General features: G+C 59.8%; 16 protein-coding genes. 3 read left to right on the top strand and 13 right to left on the bottom strand.

The features are described 5' to 3' along the window. Positions 1–151 precede the first annotated feature (151 nt). The 3 genes from VNM72_05150 to VNM72_05140 all read left to right on the top strand — a co-directional run bounded on the left by VNM72_05150 (position 152) and on the right by VNM72_05140 (position 2,920). On the top strand, positions 152–1,729 hold the full coding sequence (locus tag VNM72_05150) for an FMN-binding glutamate synthase family protein (GenBank protein HXF04787.1): 1,578 nt from the start codon (positions 152–154) through the stop codon (positions 1,727–1,729). Between the two features lie 326 nt (positions 1,730–2,055). Then, positions 2,056–2,508 (top strand): nucleotidyltransferase domain-containing protein, encoded by a 453-nt coding sequence (locus VNM72_05145; GenBank protein HXF04786.1) that lies wholly within the window; start codon positions 2,056–2,058, stop codon positions 2,506–2,508. After that, positions 2,501–2,920: a DUF86 domain-containing protein gene (locus VNM72_05140; protein HXF04785.1), complete on the top strand. Its 420-nt coding sequence runs from the start codon at positions 2,501–2,503 to the stop codon at positions 2,918–2,920. The genes VNM72_05145 and VNM72_05140 overlap by 8 nt, the downstream gene beginning before the upstream one ends. Positions 2,921–3,273: 353 nt before the next feature. Here the strand turns inward: VNM72_05140 and VNM72_05135 are convergent, their stop codons facing one another. The 13 genes from VNM72_05135 to VNM72_05075 form a co-directional block, all read right to left on the bottom strand. Beyond that, complete coding sequence (locus VNM72_05135) at positions 3,274–4,584, bottom strand: aminotransferase class V-fold PLP-dependent enzyme (protein HXF04784.1); 1,311 nt, start codon at positions 4,582–4,584, stop codon at positions 3,274–3,276. A gap of 84 nt (positions 4,585–4,668) precedes the next feature. Then, on the bottom strand, positions 4,669–5,694 hold the full coding sequence (locus VNM72_05130; protein ID HXF04783.1) for a zinc-dependent alcohol dehydrogenase: 1,026 nt from the start codon (positions 5,692–5,694) through the stop codon (positions 4,669–4,671). Continuing rightward, on the bottom strand, positions 5,691–6,761 hold the full coding sequence (tatC, locus tag VNM72_05125) for a twin-arginine translocase subunit TatC (GenBank protein ID HXF04782.1): 1,071 nt from the start codon (positions 6,759–6,761) through the stop codon (positions 5,691–5,693). Before tatC ends, VNM72_05130 begins: the two co-directional genes overlap by 4 nt. After that, a complete protein-coding gene (locus tag VNM72_05120; GenBank protein HXF04781.1) occupies positions 6,751–7,062 on the bottom strand; it encodes a twin-arginine translocase TatA/TatE family subunit in 312 nt (103 codons plus the stop codon). Before VNM72_05120 ends, tatC begins: the two co-directional genes overlap by 11 nt. A gap of 310 nt (positions 7,063–7,372) precedes the next feature. Beyond that, a complete protein-coding gene (locus tag VNM72_05115) occupies positions 7,373–7,789 on the bottom strand; it encodes a ferritin-like domain-containing protein (protein ID HXF04780.1) in 417 nt (138 codons plus the stop codon). A 39-nt stretch (positions 7,790–7,828) separates the two neighbouring features. Continuing rightward, on the bottom strand, positions 7,829–8,491 hold the full coding sequence (locus VNM72_05110) for a thioredoxin family protein (protein HXF04779.1): 663 nt from the start codon (positions 8,489–8,491) through the stop codon (positions 7,829–7,831). 20 nt (positions 8,492–8,511) lie between these two features. Next, entirely contained in the window at positions 8,512–9,630 is a 1,119-nt protein-coding gene (locus VNM72_05105) for a site-2 protease family protein (GenBank protein ID HXF04778.1), read from the bottom strand. Between the two features lie 290 nt (positions 9,631–9,920). Then, on the bottom strand, positions 9,921–11,207 hold the full coding sequence (locus VNM72_05100; GenBank protein ID HXF04777.1) for a citrate synthase: 1,287 nt from the start codon (positions 11,205–11,207) through the stop codon (positions 9,921–9,923). A gap of 118 nt (positions 11,208–11,325) precedes the next feature. Beyond that, on the bottom strand, positions 11,326–13,302 hold the full coding sequence (locus VNM72_05095) for a glycosyltransferase family 39 protein (protein ID HXF04776.1): 1,977 nt from the start codon (positions 13,300–13,302) through the stop codon (positions 11,326–11,328). Between the two features lie 334 nt (positions 13,303–13,636). Then, on the bottom strand, positions 13,637–14,518 hold the full coding sequence (locus tag VNM72_05090) for an NAD(+)/NADH kinase (GenBank protein HXF04775.1): 882 nt from the start codon (positions 14,516–14,518) through the stop codon (positions 13,637–13,639). Positions 14,519–14,994: 476 nt separating this feature from the next. Further along, a complete protein-coding gene (locus VNM72_05085; GenBank protein HXF04774.1) occupies positions 14,995–18,189 on the bottom strand; it encodes a glycosyl hydrolase in 3,195 nt (1,064 codons plus the stop codon). A 423-nt stretch (positions 18,190–18,612) separates the two neighbouring features. Beyond that, a complete protein-coding gene (locus tag VNM72_05080) occupies positions 18,613–20,166 on the bottom strand; it encodes a M20/M25/M40 family metallo-hydrolase (protein HXF04773.1) in 1,554 nt (517 codons plus the stop codon). Between the two features lie 107 nt (positions 20,167–20,273). Next, positions 20,274–23,456, bottom strand: a complete 3,183-nt coding sequence (locus VNM72_05075; GenBank protein HXF04772.1) for a TonB-dependent receptor — start codon at positions 23,454–23,456, stop codon at positions 20,274–20,276. Positions 23,457–23,605: the final 149 nt, after the last annotated feature.

Raw genomic sequence — 23,605 nt, 5'->3', positions numbered from 1 at the left:
AACGCGAAGCGCCCGCCGGGCATCCGCACTCACCCGATCCTCGGTCCCGTGTGAGATCGTGATTCGACGACTGGAGCACCAGAGGGGATAGAAGATGCCGGGAGCCGTTCGAACATGAATGAGCGAAAGATCTCTACCGATGGAGGGGATTATGAGTTTGTCGAAGATTAACGCCTCAGCCGCTACGCTGACCAAGAATCGAACCGAAGACTCGGTGGTGTCATTGAGCGGGATGTGCGCCACCTGTGTTGATGGCTGCATCGGGATGTGCGAGATCGGCAAGTCGGCTTATCGTGGAGCCGAGGTCATCTACCCGCAGCCTTTCGGAATCATCACGGCGGCATCCGAAAAGCGTTATCCCATTGATCTCTCCCATTTCACCATCCTGGGGACGACCGTCGGTGCGCACGGCGTTTCGGCTGATCCCGATGCTGCCATCTTTCCCGCCGTTTCGCTGGAGCGACGCATCGGGCGTGATAGGGGCATTCGCGTCAAGCTGCCCATCATCATTCCCGGCCTGGGCTCGACGGCCATCGCCAAGAACAACTGGGAAGGACTCGCCATCGGTGCAGCTATTGCCGGCATTCCGCTCACCATCGGCGAAAACGTCTGCGGTATGGACGAGCAGGCGGAATTCCGTCACGGGCGCGTCGTTCACTCCCCGGAGATGGAACGGCGGGTGAAACTCTACAAATCCTGGCAAGACGGCTACGGGACGATTGTCGTCCAGGCCAACGTCGAGGACACCCGCCTTGGCGTTCATGAGTACGTCATCTCCAAACTCGAAGTCGAAGCAGTGGAGCTGAAGTGGGGCCAGGGAGCCAAAGACATCGGCGGCGAAGTCAAGATCAAAGACCTGGCCAAGGCCCGCCTGTTGAAACAGCGCGGCTATATTGTCCTGCCCGATCCCGATGATCCGCAGGTGGTCCAGGCCTTCGAGCGCGGATCGTTCAAGGAATTCGAGCGTCATTCGCGGATCGGGATGCCGACCCTGGAAGATTTCGTCAAGCGCGTGGAGGAGTTGCGGCGGGCGGGCGCACGATACGTCTTCCTCAAAACCGGGGCCTACCGTCCGGCGGATCTGGCGCGGGCGCTCAAATTTTCCTCCATTGCCGGAATTGACCTGCTCACGGTGGATGGAGCCGGCGGCGGAACCGGCATGAGTCCCTGGCGGATGATGAACGAATGGGGCGTCCCGCCGGTCGAGCTGCATTCGCTCCTTTATCGCTATGTCAAACGTCTGGCCGAACGAGGAGAGTACATCCCCGACATCGCCATCGCCGGAGGATTCGCCTTCGAGGACCAGATCTTCAAGGGCCTGGCTCTCGGCGCGCCCTACTTCAAATTGATCGGCATGGCGCGCGCTCCCCTGGCCGCCGCCATGGTGGGCAAAACGCTCGGCCGGCGCATCGAAGACGGAGATCTTCCCGTTTACGTCGCCCGCTTCGGCGAGACGATCGAAGAGATCTTCATCACGGCTCCGGAACTCAAGCGCCGATTCGGTGCCGACTTTCAGAAGATTCCTCCGGGCGCCATCGGCCTCTACACCTATCTCCAGCGCCTGGCCCAGGGATTGCGCCAACTGATGTGCGGGAATCGCAAATTCGTCCTCGACTACATCAGCCGCGATGACATCGCTGCGCTGACGCGCGAGGCCGCCGACGTGAGCGGTATCCCTTACATCATGGATGCCGATCAGGAAATCGCCGAGCGCATCCTGGACGAGTGAGCACCTCACTCCGGACACAGTTCGTCGAAAAGATGCTGCTCCGAGGGAGCTGACGGATGGCCGGACATGGCGCCATGCGTCGCCACGTCAGATGGGCGAATGTCAATCCCCCGGCTCCGCGCGGAGCCTAATGGCTAGAGGATTGGCCACGCGACTCCCCGCAAGTCGAGCAAAAGCGACGCGGGCCTGCTCCTGGCGGCTGTATTGCTTCTTGAGGGAACTTTAAAAAAGCTCGCGCATCGGTCCCCGTAGAACAGGAGCTTGCACGCAGTTATCGCTTTCGCTGACGTCCCTCTCGCTTGACCTCCCACAAAGGCCAGCCTACTATGTCTGATGTGACGTTGAATATCAGCCATATTGTGACAACGCTCACCACCTATTTCAGCCAGAGGGCGGAGGTGGGATTCGCCTATCTCTTCGGCTCGGTGGCCGGTGGCAGAGCAGGCCGGTTGAGCGACCTGGATATAGCCATCTTCGTGGATACGAAGATGCTGACGGGAAATTATCCCTACGGCTATCGAGCCAGCCTGATCACCGATCTGATGAAGATACTCGGTACGAGCGGCATTGATCTGGTCGTTCTCAACACGGCTCCGCCGTCTCTTCGATTTCGGGTGATTCGTTACGGCAAGCTCATCTTCTCTCGATCTGACAGTGAGCGCATTGCCTTTCACGTTCGCACTCTCGCCGAGTATAACGATCTCAGGCCGCTCTGGAGGGTGCATGATCGTTACATCTCTCAGCGAATTCGACAGGGGAGATTCGGCTGGCGTGATTGATAAGGACCTTGTTCGGAAAAAACTGCGAGAGCTATCCCGTTATGTTGCCGAGCTGGAAACGTTACGTCAGCTCCCTTTCGAGCAGTTGACCTCACGCTTAAGGGATTTGTGGTCGGTGGAACATGGCCTGCAACTCTCCATTCAGGTCGTCCTCGATATAGGCAATCACATCCTGGCAGCGCTGGGGGAAACCGCGATTGAAGAATATGCCGATGTCATTGATAAGCTCGGCGAACGAGGAATTCTCCCTCGAGAATTCGCCCGGCGGATTCGAGGGATGGCAGGGTTCAGAAATATTCTCGTTCACGAGTATGTGGAGGTGGACCGGCGAGAGGTCTATGAGGTGCTGCAGAATCGGCTGGACGATTTCCGCGCGTTTGCCCGCTACATCGAAGAATACCTCACGCGTTAAAACGGCGACTGGCAGAGTCAATGAAGGACGCCACCGGTGACGTCCGAGCGAGCTTCCCATCAGGCCATCCGGCCAGCATCCCGCCAGGTCTGCGCGGAGCCACGTGGTTATAGCCCGCACATGGCGGCCCCGCGACCAAGCCTCCAGAGGAGCGGCATGTCCCGACCCAACCAACGATTGCACGTGTCGTTCCTGACGCACGCGGGAATGTTTCGTCTCGGGCGGCTCTAAGCACATCACCCCCGACGAGGCTTGCGCATTCTCCTGGACGGCGGTAACTGAACCTTTTCTGCGTGCTGCTCCTGACGGGGCTCAGAATGGAAAAATGGTTCGCCGTGCTCTCGCGCGATCTCTCACGGGCGAGGTGCTCGCCGCGTCATCTCGCCGAGGGCATTGAGGAACTGGCGGACTTCCTCCACCGTGTTGTAATGAGCAAGCGATGCCCGGACGGTGTCGGTGATTCCCAGATGGCGGTGTGTTTGCTGCGCGTAATGGTCGCCGCTGCGCACCGCGATGCGATAGTCCCGCCAGAGAGTTGCGGCCACGGCATCGCTCGTGTGGCTCTGGAGGGTGAAGGCGACCGTGGGCTCCTTCAGATGATAGAACTCGGGGTCTCGAACGCCGTAAATGGTCACACCCTCCATCGCCCGCAATCCCGGCGTCGTCCCCACGCCATCGAACAGGGCGCGAACAAGCGTCGCCTCGTACTGACGGATGGCGATCTGCCCGCGCTGAACCCGCGTGCGAAGGTCCACGGACTCCGCCGACGCGGGGAAGCATGCGGTTCCGAGCCAGGCGAGATAATCTCTCACGGCGATGATGGGAGCCAGATCGGCCGGATTGCGAAATCCCCACTCCCAGCTTTCGGGAGGGTCGTCGGGTGCGGGAGCCAGTTTGTAATGGGGTAGTCGGGCCAGCCGGTTGCTCAGATACGCGAAACTCAGGCCCCGCTGCGCGAAAATCTTGTAGCTGGAGAAAACGTAGGCATCCGCGCGCATCGCCTGCACGTCAACCGGACCGTGGGCGATGAAGTGAACGCCGTCCACGACGAGGACCGCTTCTGGAGATTTTCTGTCGAGCAGGGCGCGCACGTCCCGAAGGGGATTTTCCGCGCCCAGTACATTCGAGGCATGAGAGACGGCGACCAGTCGAACTCGATCGCTCAGCAGCGATTCGAGATGGCCGAGATCAATGGTTCCCGTCTCAGGCACGAACCGAACCATCTGAAGATCGAAGTCTTTCGCCTTCAGCTCATCTGCTGTTCGTCGCCAGGCGTCAATATTGGCATTATGATCGGCCGCCGAGAGGATGAGCCGACTTCCGTCAGGTAACGACGGCAATAGGGCTTCGGCCAGCCGACGCAGCACCGCCGTCGCCGACTCGCCGGTGAAGATGCAGGGGGGCGAGGGAGCATTGATGAGATCGGCCACCGCCGCCCGCGCTCGCTCGGCCAGTTCATCCACAACGAGAGAGTCGGGAAAGAGCCCGCCTCCGTATGAACTCATCCGGGAATAGCGTTCGATGGCGGCCTGAGCTTCTCGGAGAACGAGGCTGCCCGCCGCACTGTCGAAGAAGATCCGCGGGGTGGCCTGACTGTCTTCCGTCACGTACCAGAATTTGTCTCTCACCGCTTCGATCAGGGTCGGTGAAAAGAGCGCCTCCATCGCGATGAATCCTCCAAAACGCAAAAGTACCCACCGTAGCGCGGGCTTTCCGGCCTGCGTTTTTCGCCGCCTGGCGAGGCTGCGCTACTTTTCGCACAAGCAAAGCACGGCTCGACCGGGGATTTGGGCCTGACGCAGGCGATCAAAGATGTCGTTGATGCGGTCCAGCGGATGGGTTTCCACCTGACAGCGGAGTCGCCCCGTCGCGGCGAGTGCCAGCGTTTGTCGTAAATCCTCACGCGTGCCGACAGCCGACGCGATAATTCGCGCTTCCGTTGCCGCCATCAGGATCGCGGGGAATGTCAGCGGTTCCGCCGGCAGACCGACGACAACGAGCGTGCCACCCGGTCGCAAGGAGGCGAAGGCTGTATCGTAGGCGGCCCTGGCCGCCGAAGTGACAACCGCCACGTGCACGCCCCCTGTTGCCCGCAACTCCGAGACCACGGCGTCCCGTGTCGCATGAAGCGTCTGATCAGCCCCCAGAGAGCGGGCCAGCTCCAGTTTCTCCTCGGCAATATCCACAGCGATGACTTCGGCGCCGAACCCTTTGGCCATCTGAACGGCCAGGTGACCGAGACCGCCGATGCCGAACAAAGCGACCCGTTGACCGGATCTCACGTCCGCTCGTGTGAGTGCTCGATAGACCGTGACGCCGGCACAGAAAAGCGGAGCGGCCTCGGTCGGGGTGAGCGCCTCGGGTACTTTCACAACGTGACTGGCCTTGGCCCGAATGAATTCGGCATAACCGCCATCCACCGTCACGCCGGTGATTTTCTGGGCCGGACAGAGATTTTCGCGCCCCTCGCGACAGATCGGACACTGGCCGCAACTCCAGTGAAGCCAGGCGACGCCCACGCGATCTCCCTCTTGAAGATCGGTGACGGCTTCGCCTCGTTGAACAACGCGACCGACGACTTCATGCCCCAGGATGAGAGGAAGTTTCGTTATGCCTGTCAGGGGTGGCCAATCTCCTTGAGCAATGTGCACGTCCGAATGGCAGACGCCGCAGGCTTCCACCCGGAGCAGGACATCGTCGGCGTCGAGCGAGGGAAGCGCGACCTCTTCGACCCGCAACGGTTCGTTGAAGCGATGCAGGACGGCGGCTTTCACGGCTCCTTCTCCGAACGGCGCTTGGCTTTCTGCTCTCTTTCGGTCCGGGGCCGACCAAAGAACCAGGCGATTCCAATCGAGAGGAAGTAGAGCACCATCATGGGCAGGGCAAACACCAGCAGATTGGGGATATCGCCGGTGGGCGAGATGATCGCCGCCAGGACGAAAATTCCCAGCATGGCGTACCGCCAGGGCTTCCACAACATGGCCGGCGTGACGACGCCGATTCGGGCGAGAAAGAAGGTGATCGTGGGAATCTGAAAGACAGCGCCCAGCCCGAGCATGATGATGAGGATGAGATCGAAATACTCGCTCGCTTTGAGCAGCGGGCGGAATCCGCTCCCCAGCTCCAGCAACCACTCGGCGGCTCGAGGGAAGGCAATGTAATAGCCGAAGGCTCCTCCCAGAACGAAAAAGAACGAGCCCATGATGATGAAGGGAGCCACGTATTTTCGTTCGTGACGATACAGGCCGGGCGAGACAAACGCCCAGAGCTGATAGAGAATAAATGGCATGGCGAGGAACAGCGCCGCGTAGAAGGAGACGCGAATGTAGAGGCTGAACGCCTCCTGGACGGTGGTAACGATGAGCTTCTCGCCCGACTCGTTCGCGGTGGTCGGGTCAGGGAGTCGCGTCCCTTCAGGGACAAGGCCGCTGGCCGTCAGCCAGGGAACGGCGAGCACAATCGCCAGGGTCCCATCGCGTCGTTCGACCCGGGCGGGAACGGGCGTTCCCGCCGGGATGAGGCGGTCGCCCACACGAACTTCTTCCGGCAGCGAATATTGAAACCGTTCACCTTCACGCAAATTGAAGCGATGCGGTTCCAGCGCCGTGCGCACTCCGGCAGCTTCCGCCCGCATCAGGGCCTGACGCACCGGCTTCTCGAGGAAGCGAAAAATTTCCTCGCGGGCGAACCAGCACACCATCAGGAGAACGAGAACAGCCACAACCGACCGAATCAACCGCTGCCGGAGTTCCTCCAGATGCTCCAGCAGGGACATCTCGGTCCCGGCGAGTTCTTCCTCCTCGGCGAGCTTGATCTCGACGTCGTCGGCCCTAAGACTCACTGACGTTGCTCTCGTCCGGGGAATGTGCAGGGAGCGTTGGCTGCTCAGGCGCGGCGAGGGACGCTGTCGGAGAAGGCGGGGAGGACGCCGGCTCCATCCATGTGGGCGAGGTTACCATCCGCTTCTCTTCGATGAAGACTTCTTCCTCCCAGGAGCGTTTGAAATCCTCTGATGCTTTGCGGAACTGCGCCAGGCTCTGACCGATTGTGCGGCCGAGTTCGGGCAGCTTACGCGGCCCGAAGATGATCAGGGCAATGATAAGGATGAAGAGCAGTTCCGTTCCCGACAATCCGCCGAACATGACGTCTCCTACATCCGCCTTCTGATCCTTGCGCGCACGCCTATACTATGAGCCGGGACCGACGGGAAAGTCAAGCGATGGCCGGGAAGAGGGGCAGATGGGAATCGCTGATGATCCCGGCCCGCCTCAGCCCGCAACCGGAAGCCGATCACAGCGCGGCGCGGGAGCATCGGGACACATCGTCCTCCCCCGCGACCGTCGCATCCGTCCCCTCTCTCCGGTGACGCTGGCGAGAACTCAACTCTCGCCTCTTCGCGAGGTCCCTCATCGCTTGTTCGCGCACGCTCGGCCAGGGCCTGGCGCGAGGGCGCTACTCCTGCAACCGCTCCAGCTCCTCCAGATGCTCCATCTCCTCTTCCAGGATATGCTCGATGGTCTCATAGAGGATGCGCTGCTCGCGGGGAATCGCGTTGAGCAGCTTCTGATACATGGCAATGGCCTTTCGCTCCTCCTTGATGTTGACCGAGAGAATATCCTTGAGCTTGGTGGCCGGGATGAGATCGGACGCCTCGGGCGCCATGGTGGGCGTCCCGCCGAGGGCGACGATGCGATCCCGCAGATGCTGGGCGTGTTGCTCTTCGTCCTCGGCGATTTCATCGAGCCGGGCGCTCACGCCGGGGGCATAAGGGCCGGTGATCACCGACGCATGCGTTTTGTAGCGGATGTAGCAGGCATATTCTTGAGCGAGGGCTTGATTCAGCGCTTTCACCATCTTGTCCTTATCCATAGAGCCTCCTTGAGGGACTGGTACCGTCGTGGTATGAGATCATCGGCTTTCCTCTGAAGTCGAGCCGTCGAGAGCCGAGAGCACGGCGTCAACGAACTGAGGTTCCGGTCGGGCCCCCTCGATGAAAACGGTCTCGTTGACGACCGTCAGCGGCACGCCGCGAACCTGATACTTGGTGACGAGGTGAGGGAACTCGGTCGCTTCGATCATATCGGCACGAATGAGATCGCTCTCCATGGCCATTCGATGAGCCAGCCGCACCGCCGCCGGACAATACGGACAGGTGGGCGTGACGAAAACTTGAAGGTGAAGCGGTTTGGTCACCGCCCGAATCTTCTCGCGCGTTTCCGGAGCGAGTTCGGAGTCCCCCCGTGAGACGGCCAGCATCGTATCGAGAAACGTCGCGAACTCGTAGCCGGAGGGAATGCCATAGAAGCGAATGCCGTAATCTTTCTCCCCCATGACCACGGTGGCAGGGATCTTATCAATCTGAAACGCTTCGGCTTTGTCCCGGTCAAGCTGGAAGTTATAGACTTCGAGCCGAATCTTGTCCGACAGTTCGGCCGTTTCCCGGAGAAGCTGGCCGGTTTCCCGGCAGGTGGGACATTCGAGTTCTTGGGTGAAATAGATGAGAGTGACCGGGCGGCTGAGGCCCGACAGTCGTTTCTGAATCTCTCCACGGATTCGATCATCCAGGAGCATGGTCGCATTCCTCCTTCCTTTCACACTCCGAGTTCGAGTCGCGTTCGGAGAATATGCATCATCTCTTCCCGGCTGAGCAGGCCGATGATGCGCCCGTTGATGATGACGGGAACTTGATTGATCCGGTAGTCATCCATGAGGGCGAGCACATCGGCCAGTTCCATCTCGGGCGGCACAGCATGAAGTTCGGCGGCGGGGATGGCGATGGAGCGGAGTTGGGTGTGAGGCCATCGGTCGCGGGGAACCTGACGAATCTGATGGACGGTCACCAGGCCCACGAGGCGGTCATCTTCGGTCACCAGAGCACACCGTCGTCCGGTGCGCAGCAGTTGCTCCTCGACCAGCTCGGCGACACTGACATCGCTGGGCATGACCAGGCAGTCGCGGGTCATCACATCGCCAGCGCGGAGGCCCGCCAGCACCCGCCGGAGATCGAGCTGGCTCACGGTGGCTTGAGCCGCGTTGAGCAGGAACCAGCCGATGAATCCCAGCCACAGGCCGCTCACGAAGTTTTCGCTGAAGGCCATCCACACGCCGCCGAGGATGAAGAGATAGGCGATCCCCTGACCTGTCGTGGAAGCGATGCGCGTCCCGCGATCAAAGCTGCCGGTATATTTCCACATCACCGCGCGAAAGATACGACCGCCATCCAGCGGAAATCCCGGAATGAGATTGAAGGCGGCGAGAATGAAGTTGATCTGCCCGAGCCATCCCGTCAGCGCGCCCAGCGGTTCGCTCGCCGCTCTCACTTGCAGCGAGAGCCCATAGAAGAATCCCGCCAGGAGCAGACTCACCGCAGGACCTGCCACGGCGATGTGAAATTCATCTCGGGGACGGCTCGGCTCCCGTTCGATCTGGGCCACTCCTCCGAAGACAAAGAGCGTGATCGAACGCACGGGAATGCCCTTGCGCAGGGCGACTACGCTATGGCCCAGCTCATGGAGAATCACCGAGACGAAAAAGAGAAGGCTCGTAGCCAGTCCCACACCGTATTGCTCTCCGGGACTCCAGTGGGGATGGGCGACGGAGAACTGGGCGACCAGCGACATGGTGACCAGAACGAAGACGATGAACCACGAATAGTGCACTCCCACCGGAATGCCGAGAATGCGTCCGAATTTCACCGATTGCTGGAACACGAACAATTTCCTCCGGCGAAAAATCGCCACGCTAGAGATCCCACTAAGGCGAGCGCTCTGACTGATCCGCGTTCATTCGCCGCGGGATTTTTCATTGCCTTAGACGACAGCCCGCACGCTGCGGATAACTTTTGCAGCTCCGGCTGTCACGCCCGCAGTTACTGGCGGATGCGAATGTCCGAGCGAAAAAGGGAAGCCCCTTCCCCGGCCCGGGCAGTGCTGCCTCCTCTGATTGTCGTTCAACGGTCCGACCATCGCTCGCCAGATGCCGTGATCCCGAGGTCGCGCGCTCACCGTTCGGTAATCGGGACGTAATTCCGCTCGGGCGAGCCGAGATAAATCTGGCGCGGTCGAGCGATCTTCTGCTCGCTGTCCAGGATCATTTCCTCCCACTGAGCCAGCCACCCGGACGTCCGCGGGATGGCAAAGAGCACGGGGAACATCTCCACCGGAAATCCCATCGCCTCGTAGATGATGCCGGAATAGAAATCCACATTGGGATAGAGCTTCCGGCTGATAAAATAATCATCTTCGAGGGCGATGCGTTCGAGTTCGAGAGCGATATCAATGAGGGGATTTTTGCCCGTCACCTCGAAGACCTTGTAGGCCGTCTCCTTGATGATGCGAGCGCGCGGGTCGTAGTTCTTGTAGACGCGGTGGCCGAATCCCATGAGTCGAACCTCTCCGGCCTTCACCCGCTTGATGTAGTCCGGGATGCGTTCCTTCGAGCCGATCTCGCGCAACATGCGGAGGACGGCCTCGTTGGCTCCCCCATGAAGCGGCCCGTAGAGGGCCGCCGCGGCCGCCGCCATCGCCGAATAGGGATCCACGTGCGAGCTGCCCACACTTCGCATGGCATTGGTCGAACAGTTCTGCTCGTGATCGGCGTGCAGAATGAAGAGGATGTCGAGCGCCCGTTCGAGCACCGGATTCGGCTGGTATTTCACCTCCGTCGCTTTGTACATCATGTTGAGGAAATTTCCCGTGTAGGAGAGATCATTGTCCGGATAGGCGTAAGGCATCCCCCGGCTGTGGCGATAGGCGAAAGCGGCAATCGTCGGCACTTTGGCAATTAACCGGTACATCTGCTTGCGCCGGATCTCCGGATCGAAGATGTTTTTCGCCTCGGGATAGAAAGTCGAAAGCGCCGCCACCGTGCTCACGAACATCCCCATCGGGTGCGCATCGTGGTGAAAGGCGTCCATGAGCTTCTTGATGTTTTCGTGCAGGATCGTGTGATGGGTGATCTGCCAGGTCCATTCATCGAGCTGGCTCTTGGTGGGAAGCTCTCCGTGAATGATCAGGTAGGCCGTCTCCAGATAGGTGCTCTTCTCGGCCAGTTGTTCGATGGGGTATCCGCGATAGCGCAAGATGCCGCGCTCTCCATCAATGAAGGTGATTCGACTCTTACATGACGCCGTGTTGAGGAATCCTGGATCGTAGCTCATCAACCCGAAGTCGTCCGGGGAGACTTTAATCTGTCGCAGATCAATCGCTCGAATCGTGCCGTTCTCGATGGGAATGTCATAGCTTTTTCCCGTGCGGTTATCAATGACGGTCAGTGTTTCGTGTGCCATATCCCGCTCCTTATGATGAGTGCTTTTCCATCCATTGCCTCATTTTATCAAGTTCGCGAGACCGAGACCATAGGGAGCAAAAGCTCTTGGATGAAGATCGCCCCCTGACGCCTCGTCGTCACACCGACCGACCGGTCGGGCTGATTCTCGCCCTCCTTCTCACCTCCGGAGCGAAAAGGGAACCCACCGGGAGAACCTGACCTCTCGATCCGTTGCTTTCCCCTGCGGCGGAGTCCGGGGCGGGCACGATGCCGACGGAGATCTCCCGTGGATCGAGGGGGCTGGTGGTCGCTCCGGCCGTGAGCACAGAGCAGGACTGATGAAGCTCATACACTCTGGTCGTCGTGACACCGTCAACCACAATCTCCGTCAACGGGCGACAATTCCGATCGAGCCACTGGAGCCAGGCTTCGTTCTCGAAATAGCGCCGGCCTCGCTGGACGATGATATAGACCGCTTCCTCTCGTGCATGGCCGTCGGGATGACGCGTCCATCGGGCGAGATCGAATTCGCGGCTGGAGAGTTCCACGCTCACCAGGTCCGGTCGCCGGAACTTCTCGGCATAAACGGCTATGACGCTCGGAGCATCTTGAGCGACGATGCTATGCCGGGGAGCCCGCTCGGCGATGAACTGGAGGGCTTCGCGCAATCCCGCGTCGTAGATCTCATCGTGAGGGAAATAAAATGCCCGCCGACTCTCCCCACCGCCGAATGTGTTGACATAGAGGAGATAGTAGGGGTGGTGAGCCAGGGCCGTCACCGTCGGTACGAGGAGGAAAAGAGCCATCACCCCTGCCGTGACGCTCGACCGGACCCAGCCCGGTCCGAGGCGCTCTCTCAAACGGATGATCAGAACGGAGATACCAACAGCCGCCGTCAGGTACACCAGCGGCATGACGCTCAACGTATAGCGGAGCCACTTTCCTCCGAACAGCGTGAAGGGAACAATCCAGAACGCCAGCATGAAGCGGAGAAAGAAAGGACCTTCGTCCCGTCGGTTCCCCATGACAAAAAGCAGTCCCACGAGGAGCGAGAGGGAAAAAAGAACGAGGATGTAAACGATCACCGGTTTCAGATCGGGCGAACCCGGCTTGAGCAGCATGAGCGGGGAGATCGCCATCGCGGCGAGGGCACTCGCCTGAACTCTCGCGCTCAGGTGCGAGCCCCGGGTGATAATGATCAGCCCGACCAAAAAGGCCAGGATGAGCACGGGCGGCACCTTCACCAACAGGAAGAGGAAATAAAAGTAGAAGGGCGTGCGCTGGGTGAAAATCCAGGCGTTGTTGTAGTAAAGCTGGCCCATCATTTCGTAGCCGTGATGGGGCACCCGCGTCTCCGTCAAATAGACGCCAATCGAATGCACGGTGGCCGGATGAAAGACGATCGGATTGGCCAAAGCGAAGGCCAGGAAAAGGGCGAGGAAGAACCGAATCATCGCCTGCCGACCGAGCGGATAATTCGTCTGCCGATCATGCGGCCGCAGGTAATTGTAGAGGAAGATGAGCCCCATGTAGTGAGGGAAATATTTCGAGGCCATCATGAGACCGAAGCTCGCGCCGCTGAGCATGTAGAGCCGCATGCGTCGAGGGGTCTCGACGGGTCCTTCATGCTTGGCTTTTGTGAAGAAGAAATAGCCCAGCCAGAGAAAGAAGACCAGCAGCGTGTCTTCCTTCGCAATGCGGTTGATGGCGATGGCATTGAGGCCCGTCGCCCAGAGAATCGCCGTCGTCCATCCCACCAGCGGCGTGAACATCTCGCAGGCGAAGAGAAACAAAGGGATCGTCGTGAGCGCTCCAAACAGAGCGTTGGGAAACCGCACCGCTGCTTCCTCGGGAATGAGAAGACCTGGTCTGCCGTGCGCGATCCTCTCGTTCCACCACTTCGATGCGACGAGCGATCCGGCAATGAAGGATTTCATCAGCATGGGATGTTCGGTGTTGACGATGAACGTCCCTTTCAGATACGCTCGTGCGGCTTGAACTTTCCGGGCCTCATCCTCGCTCAATCCAACGGCTCCCAGCCGGTGAACGCGAAATCCCAGAGCGATCAGCGTCAGTAGAATCACTCCGACAACCTGCATCCGTCTCCGCGACATGCTTCTTCCTCCCCATGCCCTCTTCCACTCTCAGCTCGACGATGCCGTCCGATCTGCCAGTGCGTGGCATGCCGACGGGCGAAGCACTGAGGTGAGATCTCAAAGGACCACGGGCAAAAAGGCGACTCGGAATGTGCATCCTTCGAACAGTTCCCGAACCGTCAAACCTCCGACCGGAACTCGCCACTGCGGCGACGCGCTGGCCGATTCACAGCCTGTCACACCACCGGCAGACAAAATGCGTCTCCGCACATCATCGCACGAAAAGCGAGAATAATACAGAGCGCCGTTCGGAAGGTCAAATAGGTCGTTCCTGCGGGGAGGGAATCGGTCGTCAGCGGCCCCAGTGGAGCTTGTCTCGCAGGACCTGGAAGTAGTTCTTGTTCATCGGGCAGATGAGATCGAACATCCGAGCGCTTTTTCGCGCCCGGACTTCATCTCCGGCCTGGAGGGCGAAACCCACCTGACCATCGAGCGTGAGGGTGACTTCTTCGCGGGCCGTGCGGAGGCGCAGCATCACCTCCGACTCATCGCTGATGACGAGAGGACGATTCGTGAGCATGTGAGGACAGATCGGCGTGACGATGATGGCGCTCACCGCCGGGTGAACGATGGGTCCTCCGGCGGAGAGCGAGTAGGCGGTTGATCCCGTCGGGGTAGACACGATGATGCCATCGGCCCGGAACGTCGTCACATAGTGAGCATCAACGAAGCATTCGATTTCGATCATGCGGGCGAGGGCGCTTTTGTTCACCACGGCATCGTTGAGAACGCAATACTGGGCGACCGCCCGTCCCTCACGGGAGACGCCGGCATCGAGTCGCATGCGCGAGTCAATGGCCACCTCGCCGGTGAAGAGGGCCTCCACCATGGGGAACAACTCATCGAGAGTGAACTCGGTGAGATACCCCAGACCGCCAAAATTAACGCCGAGCACGGGGATGCGCCGCTCTCCCACCAGGCGCGAGGCCGCCAGCATGGTTCCATCGCCGCCCAGCACAATGAGCAGATCCACCGAGGACGCCAGCTCCTCGCGGGACACAAACTGCGCCCGACAATGAGGCGACATCTTCTCGACGATCTCTTCGGCCCACAGCTCGGCGCCGTGCGCCTCGAGTATCTGCGAGAGTTTCTCGATGACCGGATCGGCCCCGGTGATCTTGGGTTTCACCAGGAGACCAACGCGGTGAATGTCCAATCGGCGCATCTGAATCATCAGAGGCTCACGAGTGCTGACGTCGCGTCCTCTGCGACGCGGGGCGAGAAATCCGTTGTTTGTTGTCCCTTGCCACGGTACTGAATCTTCAGAAACCTGCACTCACATGCGTCATTTTCCGGTCAAGTATAACGGCGAGTGCGTGCCTTTTGAAGAGCCGTCGAGCCATCTCGCCGGTTCTCATCGGGGGCGCCGGGATGCGTCTCGGACATCTTCTCCCCGCCGCCGCGGCACCCCCCTGACCTCTTCGTGAAAGAACACGAGACGCGCCAATCTCTCCCGCCGGGTGAAGGGTGCCCAGCCGAGCGACCAACTGCTCGACCGTTTCCTCCGCCGGCGGATCAGGATTTTTCATTGCTTCTGGGAATGGTTCCCGGCGACACGAGCACCTGCTCCTCACACGTCACCCACGTCCGTGTGGGAGGCCGTGGAGGAAGCCCGGCTGAAGGCTTCCTCCACATTGTCAGCGGTCACCGTTATTGCAGGGGCTTCGGCTCAGGCACGATGATGGGCGCAATGGCCTGATCGCGGATGAGCCTGTTGAAGTCGGCCAGATCCCGGGTGAGCACCTGCTGAAGCTGAGAGAGATGCCGATTCAGTTGCGACGTCAGCTCCTCGAACCGCTTCACCGCTCCATCGGTCGGTCGAGCATCAGCGCTGGCCACGGCTCCGTACAAGGTGGCCAGTTGGTTGTTGAGCTTGGGTGGGAAGTTGAGCGGGTCCTGTGGGCTTTCGTTTCGCGTTTGAATCAGCTCTTCTTCGATAGCCGTGAGCTTCTGGACGAGCGTCCTGGCGGCATCGCTCAGGCGTTGACTGTTGGGCAGTGCCTTCACCCGTTCGGTGAGCCCCTCCAGTTGTTTCTTCACCTCCCGGATCCGAAGGATGGCATCACTCGTCTGGCTGAAGGCATCGCGGATGCGAATGAGCAGGTCGAACTGTTTCTGGAAATCCTCGGCGGTTGTCGTCAACAGGGGGTTCTTCTTGATCTCAAATGACTGGGTCAGGGTTTTCCCTTCAGCGGTGAGGCGAACCTGATAGATGCCGGGGACGGCCTTGGGCCCCTGAACATTTCCCCAGAGGACAGCGCCAGGAACGCGTCTGGGATCGGGATACCGCATGTTCCAGACGAAGCGGTTCATCCCGGCCTCGGCGGGCAGGCGCATCTGTTGAGGCCCGGCGCCGAAGAACTCGGCGAATTCCGGGGGAACGCCCGGCGGACCGGCTTCGGCGGGAGCTTGACTGGAGAACGTCCGGATGACCGTGCCGCGGCTGTCGAGCACCTCCAGTTTCACCTCGCCGCGCGGCTTCTCCTTGAAGTAGTAGTAGATGACCACGCCATTGGGGGGATTCTGACCCATGTTCGGCAGCGATGCGCTTCCCCCATCCATACGATAGGCATCGCGAGGCTTGAAGAGATAAACATCGGCTTTGGCCACCGCCTCGCTCAGTTGATGCAGCGGCGTCAGATCGTCGAGAATCCAGAACGAGCGCCCATGCGTGGCCGCGATGAGGTCGTTGTCCTTAATGGCCAGATCGTGAATCGGGACGACCGGTAAATTCAGTTGCAGGGACTGCCACGTCTGGCCATCGTTGAACGAGACGTAAACGCCCGTCTCCGTTCCCGCATAGAGCAGGCCCCGTCGCGCCGGATCCTCGCGCACGACTCGGACGAAATCGTTTTCCGGGATGCCAGAGGTGATTTTGGTCCAGGTCTTCCCGTAATCGTTCGTCTTGAAGATGTAGGGACGATAGTCGTCGAGCCGATAGCGATGAACGGCGATATAGGCCGTGGCCGGATCATGGGGCGATGCATCAATGGAATTGACGGTTCCCCATTCGGGCAACTCTTTGGGCGTTACGTTCTCCCAATTCTTTCCGCCGTTGCGCGTCACCCAGACGAGGCCGTCGTCGGTTCCGGCCCAGATGATGCCAGCCTGACGCGGTGATTCCGCCAGGGCGAAGATCGTGCCGTAAACTTCAACGCCCGTGTTGTCGCGGGTGATCGGCCCGCCGGAATAGTCCTGCTTGCTTTTGTCGTTGCGGGTGAGATCGGGGCTGATTTCTTGCCAGGATTGCCCCTCGTCGGTTGACTTCAGGAGCACCTGGGCGGCGTGATAGATGACCTTCGGGTCATGGGGTGAAATGAGGATCGGCGCGTTCCACTGGAAGCGATACTTCATGTCTTTGGCCGCTTCGCCGACCATCGTTTGTGGCCAGGCCGTTATATTGCGCTGCTGCCGTGTGCGATGATCGTATCGGGTGATGAGGCCGCCATAGCTGCCCGCATAGACGATGTTGGGGTCGCGGGGATCGGGAGCGATGTGACCGCTCTCGCCGCCACCGACGGGATACCAATCGGGGCGATCAATCCCCTGGCCGGTGGTCCGGCTGGCGATGGCGACGGTGGTATTGTCCTGCTGCGCCCCATAGACATAGTAAGGGAAGCGGTTGTCGGTCGTGACGCGATAGAATTGCGCCGTCGGCTGATTGGTCTGCGGCGACCAGGTCTGTCCTCCGTTGAAGGTGACGTTGGCGCCGCCGTCGTTGCTGTTGATCATGATCTGCGGATTATTGGGATTGATCCAGAGGTCGTGATTGTCGCCGTGCGGCACCCGAATGGTGATGTCGAACGTGCGCCCTCCATCAATGGATTTGTAGAAGGCGGTATTGAGGACGTAGACGGTATCGGCGTCCTTCGGATCGGCGTAGATGTGGGTGTAGTACCAGGCGCGTTGACGGAGCTTGCGCTCCTTATTCATCAAGCGCCAGCGGCGACCTCCATCATCGGAGCGATAGACGCCTCCGTCTTCCGCTTCGATGAGCGCCCATACGCGATCCGGATTGGCCGGCGAGACGGCCACGCCGATTCGCCCCTTGATCCCCTGCGGGAGTCCCGTCGTCAGCTTCGTCCATGTATCGCCGCCGTCGGTCGTCTTGTAGAGCCCGCTGCCGGGGCCGCCGCTGATGAACGTCCAGGGTTGACGCAAAGCTTGCCAGAAGGCGGCATAGAGGATGCGCGGATTGGTGGGATCCATGCTGAGGTCAATCGCTCCGGTCTTGTCGTCAACAAAAAGCACTTTCTCCCACGTCTTGCCGCCATCTTTGGAGCGAAAGATCCCGCGTTCGCTGTTGGGGCCGAAGATGTGGCCGAGCGCGGCGACATAGACGAGATCGGGATTTTGCGGATGAATGCGAATGCGAGCGATATGGCGCGTGTCACGCAATCCCACATTGGTCCAGGTTCGACCGCCATCGGTTGACTTGTACACGCCATCTCCGTGCGAGACATTGCCGCGCGGACAGCTCTCGCCGGTGCCCACGTAAATCACATTGGGATCGGAGTCCGCCACGGCGATGGCTCCAATGGAGCCGGTCTTGAAATAGCCGTCGGAGATATTGCGCCAGGAGAGACCGCCATCGTCGGTCCTCCACACGCCACCTCCGGTGGCGCCGAAATAAAACGTGAGGGGCTGGCTGGCGACGCCGGCGACGGCTGTGACGCGCCCGCCGCGAAACGGGCCGATCAGCCGCCATTGCATCGCCCGATACAGGGCGGGATCATAGGTGACGGCCTGGTTCTCCGCCGTCGCCCGTGCGCACCAGATCACCCCGGCCAGCAAAAGAAGCATGCTGACGAGCGTCAATATCCGTGTCGTTTTCCGTGTTTTCATATCGAGTTTTCCTCCCGTGAAAATCCCTGGGAGCGCACGCCTCCGGAGCGCTCGTTGAGCCGCTCCCACGGGCGCTCCCAGATTTTCCTCAGTTCGTGGCCAATGTCCAGTTCATGAGTGATTTCCCTGAAAATACCCCCGGGAGCGCACGCGTCGAGCCTGCCGGTTTGGGCATGCAAGAGACGTGCACTCCGGGTCTTCCTCGTTCCTGACCGGCAGGCATGGCAATTGTCGGGGAAAGGGTCGGAGAGGACACCGATTCGTGCCGCGTCTCAGACATCTCCTTCGATAATCGCCCCGGATGGGCGCGGATTCGCACAGATGACGAGACTCCTCCGGGCGCATCCGTGGTTACACTTTTCGCGGTTCCGAACCGGAGCCCCTGGTGACCCTCGAGGGCTCCCGAATGATCCGTCAGAGCGTTTACTCCGGCCAATTAGCGTAGACGAATAAAATGTCTACGATGGACTGCTCGGCTTTCACCAGACCGGCGACGCGATCGTTCCCCTCGATGACCAGATACTCGTCAATGGCGTGGGCACGGCTGCCGTGACCGAGACCGCCCGAACAGGCCGGGAGATTGAGCGGCGGTCGGGTGTATTGCGCTTCGGGGCTGGAGCCCGCCGAGCGCGGCCAGATGGCCGGTTCGATGCCGTAATATTTGTAGACGGCCAGCACGGCTTGGACGACCGGCGCGCGAACGCTCGTGCGCGACCATTCATCGCCGCCGCCGAGCTTGGTCATCTTGATGTCGCTGAAGCCGTGTTTGTCCAGGTGCTGGCGAATGAGCTTGATCTGCTCGTCAATGACCTGGTTGGGGACGAGCCGACTATCAATTTTCACCGCCGCTTTCTCCGGCAGAATCGTCGCCGAACCGGGACCGGTGTAGCCCGCCCAGATGCCGTTGATGTTGAGCGTCGTGTCGAAGACGAGATGGCGAATGGCTTCGGCGGCCGTCCAGTTGTTCATCCAGACTTTGACGTTCTCCCGCTCGGAAGCAAGCGCCCGGTCGCCGAATCGCGCAATCAGCGTATTGACGAGCATCTCCTCCTCCTCGGTCGGCGGCACAATGGCATCATAGTATCCGTCAATGAGGATGCGATTGCCCGTTTCGTCCACCATGCTGGAGAGCGCTTTGATGAGCCGCCAGACGGGACTGTCGAGAATCGCTTTGCGACTGGAGTGAATCGGCATCCGCTGCGGCCCTCGCCCCCATCGCGCCCCGTGACATTCCAGCTCCACGTAGGCGATTCCTTTATTGCCGAGCGACATGTTGACGAACCCATCTCGATTCTGCGAGGGACCGGCGCCGAGGTGCGCATTGCACGTCTTCAGCCGGTCAATGTAGGGAGCGAGCACCTGATGGAAATGAGGGCTTCCCTGTTCTTCCTCGCCATCGCAGGTGAACATGATGTTGACCGGGAGCTTTCCTTCACAGGCGATGATCGCCTCGCAGGCATTGAGGAAGAGCCGATTGGGCCCTTTGGAATTGATCGCGCCGCGCGCGATGATGACATCGCCAAACGGATCCATCTTCACGATATTGGCCGCGAGGGGCGGCGACGACCACTCCTTCTCGTTGAACGGTTGCGTATCGTACATCATGTAGCGGGAGATGGTCTTCCGGGCTCCGGCATCGTACCAGGCCCAGACGCCCGGATTGCCATCGGTTTTGACCAGTTCGGCTTCCTTGCAGCCGATCTCCTTGAACGACTCTTTCATCAGCTCGGCCATCTCGGTGATGCCCATGTTCCAACTGCTGACCGACGGCTGACGCAGATCGCGCTGCACTTTGGCGATGTGTTCGGCCTTATGGTCCTCGATGTATTTGTGAATCTTCTTGATGCGAGGCGATTCCAGGATGTCCTCGATGAAGCCGCGCGGGGCTTCGAGAAAATGGAAGAAGCTGGGCATGACGCCGGCGCCCAGCACCGCTTTGCCGCTGAATTCGATAAACTGTTTGCGTGTGAGATTCATCGTCGTCCTCCCTTGAAAATAATTGCCTGTAGCGCGGGCTTTCCAGCCGGCGATTTTTTCGCCCCGTGATTTTCGCAGACTAGAAAATCCGCGCTACTTCGTTCTCCTCAAAAGATCAGCTTCAACCCGAACTGAATCAGCCGGGGATCGGCCGCGGCAGTCACCTTGCCAAAGAGGGCCGTATCCACGAACCGCTCGGGATTGAAGAAGTTCGGATGGTTGAAGAGATTGAAGAACTCGGTACGAAACTGAAGGTTGATTTTCTCGTGAATCTGAGTGTTCTTGAGAATCGAAAGATCGAAGTTGATCCAGTTCGGTCCGGGCAGGACATTTCGCCCCGCATTGCCGAAGCTGAACTGGGGTTGCAGCACAAAGGCCGCCGGGTTCCAGAACTGATCGGGCGTGGCTTTATCCAGCTTGGGATCGCCCACCCGATTCGGACGGTCGCGGAAGATGCCGGTGTTGCTGCGGTCAATGGTCAGTTGCGGATCCGACGGCGTGCCCGATTGCAGGGTCGTGATGCCGGTGATCTCCCAGCCGGAAACGAGCTGACCGACAAAGCCGGTGACGTTACTCAAATACGCCTGACCCTGCCCAAACGGCAACTGGATGATGTAGCTCAGCGAGAACCGATGTCTCATGTCGAAGGACGAGAGTCCCTTCTCTGCGCGAAGGTTGTTACCGTCTTGAGCGTTGTTTGTCGTGTGGGCGTTACCGGCATACGCCGAGTTCGAGTCAATGGACTTAGCAAACGTGTAGGCCAGAAGGAACCCGTAATTCTTCGAGAATCGTTTGTCGGCTTTGAGCTGGAACGAGTGGTAGGTGGAGTGCCCGCTCGATTCAATGCCGTTGATGCTGCCAAACTGCGGGAAGGGCCGACGCGGTTGAACCGGACCCGGAGCCGGTTTCGGCTGATTCAGTTGGCGCTGCCGATACAGGTGCGTCCCTTTCGATCCCACGTAACCGATCTCCACGAGCAAATCTCCGATCATCTGCCGCTGGATGTTCAAGCTCCACTGCTGCACATATCCGTCGCGAAAATCTTTGGCGAAGAAAGACGGGGAGGGAAGAAGCGGGATGCCCGCTCCGGCCGGGAAGGGATTCTCCAGCGTCAATCGCGGAACCGTCGGATCGCTGAGGAAGAGATTGAATTCGTAGTGGGGCGGGTTGAGGCGCAGACCCAGAATCGTATTCAAGATCGTGCGGTCGTAGTAAATCCCATAGCCTCCGCGAAGAGCCATCTTGCCATCCCCCATCACGTCATAGGCGAAGCCAAAGCGCGGACCCAGATTGTTGGGATCGTCATCATAGGTGGAACGGGAGACGCCGTCCCGACCCGCCAGGACCAGCCGGGGAGGATTGATATAGAAGTTGGTGAAGCGATCCTTCTTCTCGATGTAGGGCGTGTTGTACTCGTATCGCAATCCCAGGTTGAGCGTCAATCTCGGCGTCACCTTCCAGTCATCCTGGACGTAAAAGTCGTACGACTGTTGGAAATTGGTGAAATCCGACGCGCCCACGCCCCGGAAGCTCTGCACGGGAATTCCCAGGAGAAGATCGGCAATCGGATGGCCGGTGAACTGGCCGGTGAAGGTGAATGATCCACGAGCCGAAGCATCCAGGAAGAAATTGCCGAAGCGATATTTCCACAAATCCGCCCCCAGCTTGAGCGTGTGTTTCCCCCGGAGGATGTGAAGCGCTTCGGAGAACTGATAGGTGACGCCCGGTCCCCCTTGCGGGAGGTTCGTTGCATCCCCGATGGCGGCAAAGCCGCTGATGGAAAAGAGCGGCCAGCCGGTATTACGCGGCAGGTCCGTGAGGCCGGGGATGCCCAGCTCCTTGACCATGCTCCGTTGTTCTTCGGGGCGATAGTTGAGCGTCCAGCGGGTATAGCCGATGCGGACTTCATTGATGACAGTGCTGCTGAAGACGTGAATGAATCCCCCTCCGAGACTCTGAAATCGAGACTGATCCAGTCGCCCGAAGCCGGGGAGGATGGACGGGCCGCCAAACAAGTTGATGCCGAAAAACTTGTCGAAGTCATCAATGGCGTAGCGGGCGAACAGCTTATCCTTTTCGGAAAACTCGTGGTCAATGCGCACGAAGAAGCGATCTACATCATCCCGATTGGGCGGCGACGAGAGGTAATTCCGAATCGGATCCCTCTGATTCGGCGCCGGGTAAACCGACGCCACCCGTTGACCGATCCGACTCATCCGCTCCCGCGGGATGATGTTTCCCGGAAACGGTTGGCCCGTGAGCGGATCTTTGATGACGGTGCCCGGGAGCAACGCCGAGAAATCGCCCCGCACCATCTCCGGCGTCGGCACGCGCCCCACGCGCGTGGTCACATTGCGCAGCCGCGTCCCCTCAAATCCGACGAAGAAGAAGTTGTGATTTTTCACCACCGGTCCGCCCAGGGTGAAACCAAATTGATTCCGCTTGAACGGGGGCTTGGGAAGATCCTTGGGTTGGAAGAAATTTCGCGCGGCCACCACATCGTTGCGCAAGAACCAGAAGACCGACCCATGAAATGTGTTCGTTCCCGACTTACTTACCACGTTCATCTGAGCGCCGGCCGCCCGTCCGAACTCGGCTGAATAGCGCGCCGATTGGAGGCGAAATTCGCGGACCGTATCAATGATCGGGCTGACGGAGAACTGCCCGATGGCCCGATCGGTCTGGTCTATGCCGTCGAGATAAAAGGAATTCGAGTGCTCGCGCATTCCGTGGGCGTAAATGGCTCCGCCCTGCGTCCCCAGTTGAGACCCGCGAATGGCCGGAACGACGCCGGGAACCAGGAGATTCAATTGGAGCACCTCGCGACCATTCAAAGGCAGCTCAGCCACCCGCTTCTCATCAATGACGCTGCCCACGGACGAGCTTTTACTCTCGACGAGCGAAACTTCGCCGGTGACCATGACTTCTTCGGTGATCTGCCCGACGCGCAGAGTTAAATCCACCGTGAGGATTTGCTGGACCTGAAGCAGAATGCCCACGCGCACTTCTTTCTTGAACCCCTGCATTTCGGCGGCGACGTGATATTCTCCCGGCGGAAGCAGCGGAATTTCGTACCGACCCGCTTCATCGGCCACGCCCACGCGCGTCGAGCCGGTCCTGACATTCGTCACGGTGATGGTGGCTCCCGGAACCACCGCCCCGGTTTCATCTCGAATCGTTCCCGTAATCGTACCTGTGGCTGTTTGCCCTGTTGCCGGAGACGGCGACGCGAGCATCCACAGCCCCAGCAGAAGACCACAGCAGATCAGAGACCTCACCTGGCGTGTCATCGCTTTCACCTCCTGTCTGGGATGAGTGTTTTGAAAACGATGTCTGGGGCCGGCCGACGGGCGACTGACTCAGTCCTTTCCCTGCCAGGCAGGGAGCAGACCCTTTCTCGTTGCAGAGCATCCTCCGGAAACGGCAAAGGAAGAGCCAT

The sequence above is a fragment of the Blastocatellia bacterium genome, assembly GCA_035573895.1.
Lineage (GTDB): Bacteria > Acidobacteriota > Blastocatellia > HR10 > HR10 > DATLZR01.
This window is presented reverse-complemented; position numbering and strand designations above follow the sequence as displayed.

Coding starts and splice junctions, on each gene's coding strand:
- VNM72_05150 (HXF04787.1), top strand. CDS start 152: ATGAGTTTGTCGAAGATTAACGCCTCAGCCGCTACGCTGACCAAGAAT.
- VNM72_05145 (HXF04786.1), top strand. CDS start 2,056: ATGTCTGATGTGACGTTGAATATCAGCCATATTGTGACAACGCTCACC.
- VNM72_05135 (HXF04784.1), bottom strand. CDS start 4,584: ATGGAGGCGCTCTTTTCACCGACCCTGATCGAAGCGGTGAGAGACAAA.
- VNM72_05120 (HXF04781.1), bottom strand. CDS start 7,062: ATGTTCGGCGGATTGTCGGGAACGGAACTGCTCTTCATCCTTATCATT.
- VNM72_05115 (HXF04780.1), bottom strand. CDS start 7,789: ATGGATAAGGACAAGATGGTGAAAGCGCTGAATCAAGCCCTCGCTCAA.
- VNM72_05110 (HXF04779.1), bottom strand. CDS start 8,491: ATGCTCCTGGATGATCGAATCCGTGGAGAGATTCAGAAACGACTGTCG.
- VNM72_05100 (HXF04777.1), bottom strand. CDS start 11,207: ATGGCACACGAAACACTGACCGTCATTGATAACCGCACGGGAAAAAGC.
- VNM72_05095 (HXF04776.1), bottom strand. CDS start 13,302: ATGTCGCGGAGACGGATGCAGGTTGTCGGAGTGATTCTACTGACGCTG.
- VNM72_05090 (HXF04775.1), bottom strand. CDS start 14,518: ATGATTCAGATGCGCCGATTGGACATTCACCGCGTTGGTCTCCTGGTG.
- VNM72_05085 (HXF04774.1), bottom strand. CDS start 18,189: ATGAAAACACGGAAAACGACACGGATATTGACGCTCGTCAGCATGCTT.
- VNM72_05080 (HXF04773.1), bottom strand. CDS start 20,166: ATGAATCTCACACGCAAACAGTTTATCGAATTCAGCGGCAAAGCGGTG.
- VNM72_05075 (HXF04772.1), bottom strand. CDS start 23,456: ATGACACGCCAGGTGAGGTCTCTGATCTGCTGTGGTCTTCTGCTGGGG.